The sequence below is a fragment of the Paenibacillus sp. FSL M7-0802 genome (genome assembly GCF_038004945.1).
In the GTDB taxonomy this organism is placed as follows: Bacteria; Bacillota; Bacilli; order Paenibacillales; family Paenibacillaceae; genus Paenibacillus; species Paenibacillus polymyxa_B.
On record NZ_JBBOSD010000001.1, the window covers coordinates 4,282,063 to 4,290,000 of the forward strand.

At 45.6% G+C, this 7,938-nt stretch carries 7 protein-coding genes; all 7 read left to right on the plus strand.

The features are described 5' to 3' along the window. Positions 1–12: 12 nt before the first annotated feature. The 7 genes from obgE to MHB54_RS19760 all read left to right on the plus strand — a co-directional run bounded on the left by obgE (position 13) and on the right by MHB54_RS19760 (position 7,812). Positions 13–1,323 carry a GTPase ObgE gene (gene obgE, locus MHB54_RS19730; RefSeq protein WP_023989945.1) on the plus strand — a complete coding sequence of 437 codons (1,311 nt, stop codon included), beginning with the start codon at positions 13–15 and terminating at the stop codon, positions 1,321–1,323. A gap of 157 nt (positions 1,324–1,480) precedes the next feature. Continuing rightward, positions 1,481–1,918, plus strand: a complete 438-nt coding sequence (locus MHB54_RS19735; RefSeq protein WP_013311587.1) for an ACT domain-containing protein — start codon at positions 1,481–1,483, stop codon at positions 1,916–1,918. Positions 1,919–1,961: 43 nt separating this feature from the next. Beyond that, complete coding sequence (locus MHB54_RS19740) at positions 1,962–3,248, plus strand: homoserine dehydrogenase (protein ID WP_023989944.1); 1,287 nt, start codon at positions 1,962–1,964, stop codon at positions 3,246–3,248. A 27-nt stretch (positions 3,249–3,275) separates the two neighbouring features. After that, the gene (gene thrB, locus MHB54_RS19745) at positions 3,276–4,244 is read left to right on the plus strand and encodes a homoserine kinase (protein ID WP_053325963.1); all 969 of its coding nucleotides are present in this window, start codon (positions 3,276–3,278) and stop codon (positions 4,242–4,244) included. After that, entirely contained in the window at positions 4,241–5,140 is a 900-nt protein-coding gene (pheA, locus tag MHB54_RS19750) for a prephenate dehydratase (protein ID WP_023989942.1), read from the plus strand. Before thrB ends, pheA begins: the two co-directional genes overlap by 4 nt. Before the next feature lie 17 nt (positions 5,141–5,157). Beyond that, on the plus strand, positions 5,158–6,042 hold the full coding sequence (gene ilvE, locus MHB54_RS19755; RefSeq protein ID WP_023989941.1) for a branched-chain-amino-acid transaminase: 885 nt from the start codon (positions 5,158–5,160) through the stop codon (positions 6,040–6,042). A gap of 159 nt (positions 6,043–6,201) precedes the next feature. Next, the gene (locus MHB54_RS19760; RefSeq protein WP_340981818.1) at positions 6,202–7,812 is read left to right on the plus strand and encodes a LysM peptidoglycan-binding domain-containing protein; all 1,611 of its coding nucleotides are present in this window, start codon (positions 6,202–6,204) and stop codon (positions 7,810–7,812) included. Positions 7,813–7,938 lie beyond the last annotated feature (126 nt).

Consider the following 7,938-nt stretch of genomic DNA (forward strand, 5'->3'; position numbering starts at 1 on the left):
GAAGGTGTAACCATGTTTGTAGATAAAGCGAAGATTTTTGTTAAAGGCGGTGACGGTGGGGACGGATTAATTGCGTTTCGCCGTGAGAAATACGTTCCTGAAGGTGGCCCAGGTGGTGGTGACGGAGGGAACGGTGGAGACGTAATTTTCCGTGTAGATGAGGGTTTGCGTACCTTGATGGATTTTCGGTACCAACGTCATTTTAAAGCCCAACGTGGAGTGAAAGGTCGTAACAAAAGCCAACACGGAGCCAATGCGGAGCACATGATCGTACGTATACCACCGGGAACGGTCATCATAGATGATGATACTGGTGAAGTAGTAGCAGATATGACACGTCATGGTCAACAAGTCGTCGTAGCTAAAGGAGGACGCGGAGGACGCGGGAACATCCGTTTTGCTACACCGAATAATCCAGCGCCTGAGTTGGCTGAGAACGGCGCAGAGGGACAAGAACGTTATATCACGCTTGAGTTAAAAGTAATGGCTGACGTAGGTTTGGTCGGGTTCCCTAGTGTAGGGAAGTCTACCTTGTTGTCGGTTGTATCTTCCGCAAAACCGAAAATTGGGGCATACCACTTTACAACGATTACTCCGAATTTGGGCGTTGTGGATGTGGGTGATCATCGTAACTTTGTGATGGCGGATTTGCCTGGTTTGATTGAAGGAGCTCATGAAGGTATTGGGCTGGGACATGAATTTCTGCGGCACATTGAGCGGACGCGTATTATTATCCATGTCGTGGATATGGCGGGCTCCGAAGGACGTGATCCGTTTGAAGATTGGACTAAAATTAACGACGAATTGAAGCAATATAATGCAACATTGGCTGAGCGTCCACAAATTGTGGCGGCCAATAAAATGGATATGCCGGAGGCGGAAGAAAACCTGACTCACTTCAAAGAGCAGATTGCTTCTATACGTCCTGATCTTGAAATCATGCCTATTTCCTCACTGACACGTCAAGGTGTGAAGGAACTGCTCTACCGGGCTGCTGATTTGCTGGATCAAATACCGGACGAGCCGGTTGTTGAGGAAGTAGCAGAAGTCAATGAACGTAAGGTATTTAAGCTGGATACAGCAGAAGACGATGGCTTTACAATTGTGCGTGAAAACGACACATTCGTGGTGCAGAGCCCTAAAATTGAGCGCATGATGAAGCGCATGCAGTTGAACTCGCATGATGCCATTTTGAAATTAGCAAGAACGTTACGCCATATGGGTGTGGATGCTGAGTTACGCAAGCGTGGCGCCAAAGATGGTACATCTGTACGCATTGCTGATTTCGAGTTCGAATTTGTTGAAGGCAGCAGCTACTACTAAATTTCAAATAAAGGTCTAAAACCTGAACGGTTACTGTACTATAGGAAACTCTATAGAAGGCAGTAGCCGTTTTTTGCATTGTTTGCTTGCCGATTTTCAAGAGTTTCGATATAATGTCCTCTATACAAAAACATAAGTCTTTGAGGAGAGGACGTTCTTGAAAGAGCGCTATTACTTGGTACGGGAAGATATTTTGCCTGAAGCAATTGTTAAGACCATACAGGTGAAACTGCTGCTGGCTTCAGGAGATGTTAAAACCGTGCATGATGCTGTGGAGCAAGTTGGGCTAAGCCGAAGCGCCTTTTATAAATATAAGGATGGCATACATTTGGTTAATCAGCTGGAGCGTGAGCGAATTGTCAATATCTCTATTGATTTAGAGCATCAATCCGGAATGTTGTCCAGGGTGCTTGGCAGAGTGGCTGATTTCGGAGGCAATGTGCTGACGATCCAGCAAAGTATTCCACTGCAAGGCAGAGCCAACGTAGTCATCTCGGTAGAAATGTCCAGACTCAGTGAAGAGTTGGGTGTTCTACTGGAGGGCTTGGAAGATATTTCTGGAGTTAAACGTGTTCGCCTGATTGGGCAAGGTTAAGGCAATTCAGTTCATTAGACATAAGTTCGCGGGAGGGGAATGGATGAAACCGGTCAAAGTAGGATTGTTAGGTTTGGGGACGGTTGGAACGGGAGTCGTTCGAATCGTAGAAGGCAATCAGGAAGACTTGAGCAGACAAGTCGGTTCACCGATCATCATTGAAAAAATAGCTGTAAAAAACATAGAAAAATATCGTTCCATTGAAGTGGAGACAGCCAAGCTTACTGAGGACCCATGGGAAGTTATTCGGGACCCTGAAATTGATGTAATTATTGAAGTCATGGGCGGCGTTGATCAGACGAAGGAGTACATTCTTGAAGCGCTGGAGCGGGGGAAACACATCGTAACAGCAAATAAGGACTTAATGGCTTTGCACGGTTCTGAAGTATTAGCAAAGGCGCAGGAAAAGCAGTGTGATATTTTTTATGAAGCTAGTGTAGCAGGTGGTATCCCGATCATTCGTACATTAATTGAAGGCTTCTCCTCCGATCGCATTACCCGCATTATGGGGATTGTGAACGGTACGACAAACTTTATTTTAACAAAAATGAGTCAGGAAGGGGCCTCGTACGAGGAAGTTCTCAAGGAAGCGCAGGAGCTTGGGTATGCTGAATCGGATCCGACCTCAGACGTGGAAGGACTGGATGCAGCTCGTAAAATGGCAATTCTCGGCACGCTTGGTTTCCGCTCTAATGTAGAGCTCAAGGATGTAAGTGTCAGCGGCATTTCAAAGGTAACCAGTGAAGATATTGCTTTTGCTAAAAAACTAGGATATGAAATGAAATTGCTCGGGATTGCAGAGCGCCAAGGTGATGAATTTACGATTAACGTTCAGCCGACTATGGTACGCAAGCAGCATCCATTGGCTTCGGTGAACGGGGTATTCAATGCGGTGTATGTGCATGGTGAAGCAGTGGGTGAAACCATGTTTTATGGTGCGGGTGCAGGTGAAATGCCGACGGCAACATCGGTTGTAGCCGATTTAGTAGCTGTAGTGAAAAATCTCAAACTTGGTGTCAATGGGCTTAAAGCCATCGTTCCTTACAATCCCAAAAAAATTAGTAACGATGAAGATGTGTATTTCAAAAACTTCGTGCTTCTGCATGTGGATGATAAAGCAGGGGTGTTGGCACGGATTACGCAAGTATTTGCTGAATTTGATGTCAGTCTGGCATCTGTTGTGCAGCAACCGAATGAGGTTAACCCCGATGCTGAAATTATTATCGTGACTCATTTAGCCAGTAAAGCGAGTATGAAAAAGGTTTTGGAGCATTTTGAAACTTTGGACGTCATCCGTCGCATCAAGAGCGTATATCGAGTAGAGGGATAGTCAATAAAAGCAGGAGGAATTGTCTGTATGACCGTTTTAAAAACAGCAAGAGTGCGTGTGCCTGCGAGTACGGCCAACTTGGGTCCCGGCTTTGATACATTGGGCATGGCATTGTCCTTATATGCATGGATTGAAATGAAGGAGGCCGAACAGACGGCTTTTCATTTATACGGAAATGAAATGAATGGTGTTCCCCAAGATAAAACTAATCTGATTTTCAAGGTAGCACAAATGGTTTTTCGGGAAGCAGGTGTATCTGTTCCTGAGCTCGATATTTCGATGTACTCGGATATTCCACTTACTCGTGGTTTGGGCAGTAGTGCTTCTGCCATTGTGGGCGCCTTGGTCGCTGCCAATACGTTGATTGGCTCACCTCTGCCGGATTCCAAACTGTTCGATATGGCAAGCGCCATTGAAAAACATCCGGATAATGTTGGAGCTTCCCTGTTTGGTGGTATTATTACAGCGATGTGGGATGGCGAGAATGCTAGGCATTTACGACTTGAACCGGATGCTAATCTGGAGGTTATGGTAGTTATTCCAGATTTTCAGCTATCCACGTCGAAAGCCAGAGAGGTTCTACCCGCGCATGTATCATTGAAGGATGCCGTATATAATATAAGTCATGCTTCCATGCTAGTAGCAGCATTGGCGTCGGGAAGAACCGATTTAATTGCCGAAGCGATGCGTGATCAGCTTCATCAGCCTTACCGTGCGGCGCTTGTGCCGGGTATGACAGAGATCCTGCAGGATGCGCACCATTATGGTGCCTTGGGTGTGGCTCTCAGTGGGGCTGGACCGACGCTGCTGGCATTGACGGATCAACGGGTGAATCGGAAAGCGGAGCTGGAGCAGTATTTAACGGATACCATGAACAAAGAGGGGATCACTGCTTCTGTTTTAAAATTGCGCCCTGAGAGTGAAGGAGTTAAAGTATATACAGAAGGGAATACACTCCCTTTTATGGATATGATTAAAGGGGAACTTATGATATGAAACGAATTGCACTTCTTCCTGAGGGGACCGTTTCTCATGAAGCGATTAAGTATTTGTTAGGAGATACGCCCCATGAATTACTGTTTTACAAGCATATTGCGGACGTATTTCAGGCAGTAGACAAGGGACAGGCAGACTATAGTGTAATTCCCATTGAAAATACGATTGATGGCTCTGTAAGTTTGCATATGGATTGGCTTGTACATGAAGTAGACATTCAAATGCAGGCGGAATGGGTATATCCTTCAATTCAAAATCTTATTGGACATCGTAGTGAGTTTACGAAGGATTTGGACAAGCTGGATTTGAGCAAAGTGGTCAAAATTATGTCTCATCCTGTAGCGCTTCCCCAGTGTAAAGAATTCATACAGGCTTCCGCTCCTCAGGCCGAGCTGGAGGGTGCAGGAAGTACGGCAGAAGCCGTCGAAATTGTTAAACATAACCCCGGTAAAGGCTGGACCGCTCTCGGAACCAAGCTCGCGGCTGCCAAACACGGATTGGATATTTTGGCCAGCAAAGTAACGGATCACGATAACAACTTTACCCGCTTTGTCTTGATCGGCCATCAACCTATAAGTCTCCCGGGTACACCTGAAGGTCAGCGAACCAGTATTTTGGTCACGCCACCGCAGGATTTCCCGGGAGCGCTGCATCAGGTTTTATCCGCATTTGCATGGCGCAGGTTAAATCTGTCCCGTATTGAATCGCGTCCGACCAAAAAGCAATTGGGGAATTATTATTTTTACATTGAAGTTTTGGAATCTCTGCATTCCGTTCTGCTTCCGGCAGCCTTTGCAGAGATTGAGGCTTTGGGATGCCATGTACGTATTCTTGGCTCTTATCCAAGTTACAAGTATGTTGAAGCAGCGATCGAACCTATTTTAAAGGAACATTAATCGGAGGTGTGGTTTTAATGGCAGAACAATGGATCTATCTGGATGGGCAGCATGTGACTAAGGAAAACGCAAAGGTTTCCGTATATGATCATGGATTCTTGTACGGAGACGGTATATTTGAGGGCATTCGTATCTATAACGGGAATATTTTTAAATGTAAGGAGCACTTGGAGCGTCTGTATGATTCTGCGAAATCCATTCAGTTAAACATTCCGTTGTCTCCTGATGAGATGTTGGAAGCAATGGCTGAAACGATTCGTCTTAACGAAATGCGTAACGGATATATCCGTCTGATTGTATCCCGAGGTGCAGGAAATCTAGGTTTAGATCCTCTTCGTTGTGCGAAGGCGAGTGTCATCATTATCGTGGAACAGCTCGCCATTTACCCGGAAGAAGCTTACTTGACTGGCCTGAAGACAATTTCTGTCTCTCAGCGTCGCAACATCCCAGATGCTTTGAATCCGAAGATTAAATCATTGAACTATCTCAACAATATCCTCGTGAAGATCCAGTCTAACTATGCTGGTGTAGGTGAGGCTATTATGCTCAATTCCCAAGGGTATGTGACAGAAGGCTCTGCGGACAACATTTTCATTGTCAAAAATGGAGTGTTATATACACCTCCTTGCTATTTGGGAGCGCTTGAAGGGATTACTCGTAATGCTATTATCGATTTGTGTACTAAGCTTGGATACCCCCTTAAGGAACAACCTTTTACACTGCATGATGTATATGTTGCGGACGAGGTGTTTTTTACAGGAACTGCGGCAGAAGTTATTGCAGCTTATGAAGTGGATGGTCGTACGATCGGCTCCGGTGTTGCTGGCCCAGTGACTTTGGAGCTCCTGGCTGAGTTCCGGAAGATCGTGGATAAGGATGGCTACAAAGTGTGGCAGGACTAAAATAAAACCGAATCCTTTTAGCTGAATGCTCGTGAGAGTATTCGGTTGAGAGGATTTTTTTGTTTGTATGGGGTCATTCGCCCGGGAGGTGCATAGGATGTAATAACAGAAGCCGGGCGTTTATCCCGCCCGAACGAAAGTCTAGGAGGTTTGTGACCTGTGAAAATACACATCGTCAAAAAAGGTGACACTCTGTACTTGCTGGCACAGAAGTATAATGTGACGCTGGAGAAAGTTATTGCCGCCAATCCCCAATTGGCAGACCCTAATCAGTTGAGCATCGGCGAGAAAATTAAAATTCCAACAGACCCTGTTACGATGGAAACACAGCCGTCAACGGTATATCAACACAAGGTTAAGCAAGGAGATTCATTGTGGAAGTTGTCCAAGGCGTGGAATGTACCGCTTAAGCTAATTATTGATGCCAATTCCCAGCTTAAAAACCCGAACGCACTTCTGGTTGGAGAAACAGTTAATATTCCACACTACAAAGAAGAGGCGTCTGATTTTACTGAGAATAAAAAAAATACCGCAGTCAAAGAAGAGATGACACAGCCTAAACCTGAATCCCCAACCAAGCAAGAACTTACCCAGCCCAAGGCGGAGTTGACGCAGCCTAAGCAGGAGAATATGCCTAGCCCTAAAGAAGAGATGACACAGCCAAAAGAAACAGTGAATCCTCCTAAGCTTCCTGAATTAAAACTGCCTGAAGTTCCTATGGCACCCGTAAATCCTGCTCCACCTCAAATGCAGCCCATAGTTACTCCACCTGCTCCACCTCAAATGCAACCTATAGTTACCCAACCGATTGCATCTAAGCCACAGCTTCCTACAACTGTTGTGAAGCAACCTGTAGTAGAAAAATTTTGCGGCTGCACAAAATCGGAGCCGATGGTAAATTCCGAGTGGTCGATACAACAGCCGACATTTGATTATAGCCCACAAATAAATGCAATGCCGAACTCGTGGTATCCGGGGATTGGGTCTCCACAAACTTTGGGGAATGCGCCTATAAATACCTCCTTAGCAGAATATGCTTCTCCTACTGTAGTTTCTGATCAGGGCTATCATCATGAATGTGAGCATCCATGGTGCTGGGGGCCTATGCAGACATCACCCATAAATGCCCATCCAACACCTTATCCTGCCTATTCAGATTGCTGCGCCCCCGGATATTATCCGAGTCATGAGGCGTCTGAAAATGCATCCTACCCTGTCTATCCTCCATTTATCCATCAAGGGCATCCACAGCAGTATCCAGAGAGTACAGTCCAGGGCAGTCAATGGAGCCAGGCATGGGGAGGACCTCAATATGGTTTGCCTGCGGGTGGAAACGTGTCCGACTATAGCCAGTTACAAGGACAACAATCTGCGAATTCCCCTTATCATCCGTTTGCGCATGGGAATGCACCTATGTATCCATTAGAGGGATATACAACCCCCTATATGTTTATGCCAGACTGTGGATGCCGGGAAGAGAACGCCCAGTCGGCACCAGCAATTCCAGGAACGCAAGAGATGGGTAACAATCTGACTATTGCATCCCAAAATGAAGATGTTTCTTCTTCTAAACCAAAGGATCGTAGCGTACGTAAAGGTAAATCAAAAGACGGTTCTGGCAGTACATCCAAAGAAGAGACGTCCAAAGCCAAGGTTTCCAGTAAAAATGCTAGCAATAAGAAGCAAAAATCCCATAATTCAAGTGGAGGAGAACCCCGTTCCTCATCCTATAATGCTCGTTCACGTAAAAATCCATGGATTAAGGACTGACGTGGCTAAATGTAAAAAGAGAGGGACCTCCTAGTAGTGCCCCGGCTTTATTATTCATTAAGAGAAAGAAATGAATGTTAAAGAGACTGTTATTCTGCTTGTGGGAATAATGGTCTCTTTATTTAA

Bases quoted from the DNA above. Each gene is read 5' to 3' on its own strand.
- pheA (WP_023989942.1), top strand. From the start codon at position 4,241: ATGAAACGAATTGCACTTCTTCCTGAGGGGACCGTTTCTCATGAAGCG.
- thrB (WP_053325963.1), top strand. From the start codon at position 3,276: ATGACCGTTTTAAAAACAGCAAGAGTGCGTGTGCCTGCGAGTACGGCC.
- ilvE (WP_023989941.1), top strand. From the start codon at position 5,158: ATGGCAGAACAATGGATCTATCTGGATGGGCAGCATGTGACTAAGGAA.
- MHB54_RS19740 (WP_023989944.1), top strand. From the start codon at position 1,962: ATGAAACCGGTCAAAGTAGGATTGTTAGGTTTGGGGACGGTTGGAACG.
- obgE (WP_023989945.1), top strand. From the start codon at position 13: ATGTTTGTAGATAAAGCGAAGATTTTTGTTAAAGGCGGTGACGGTGGG.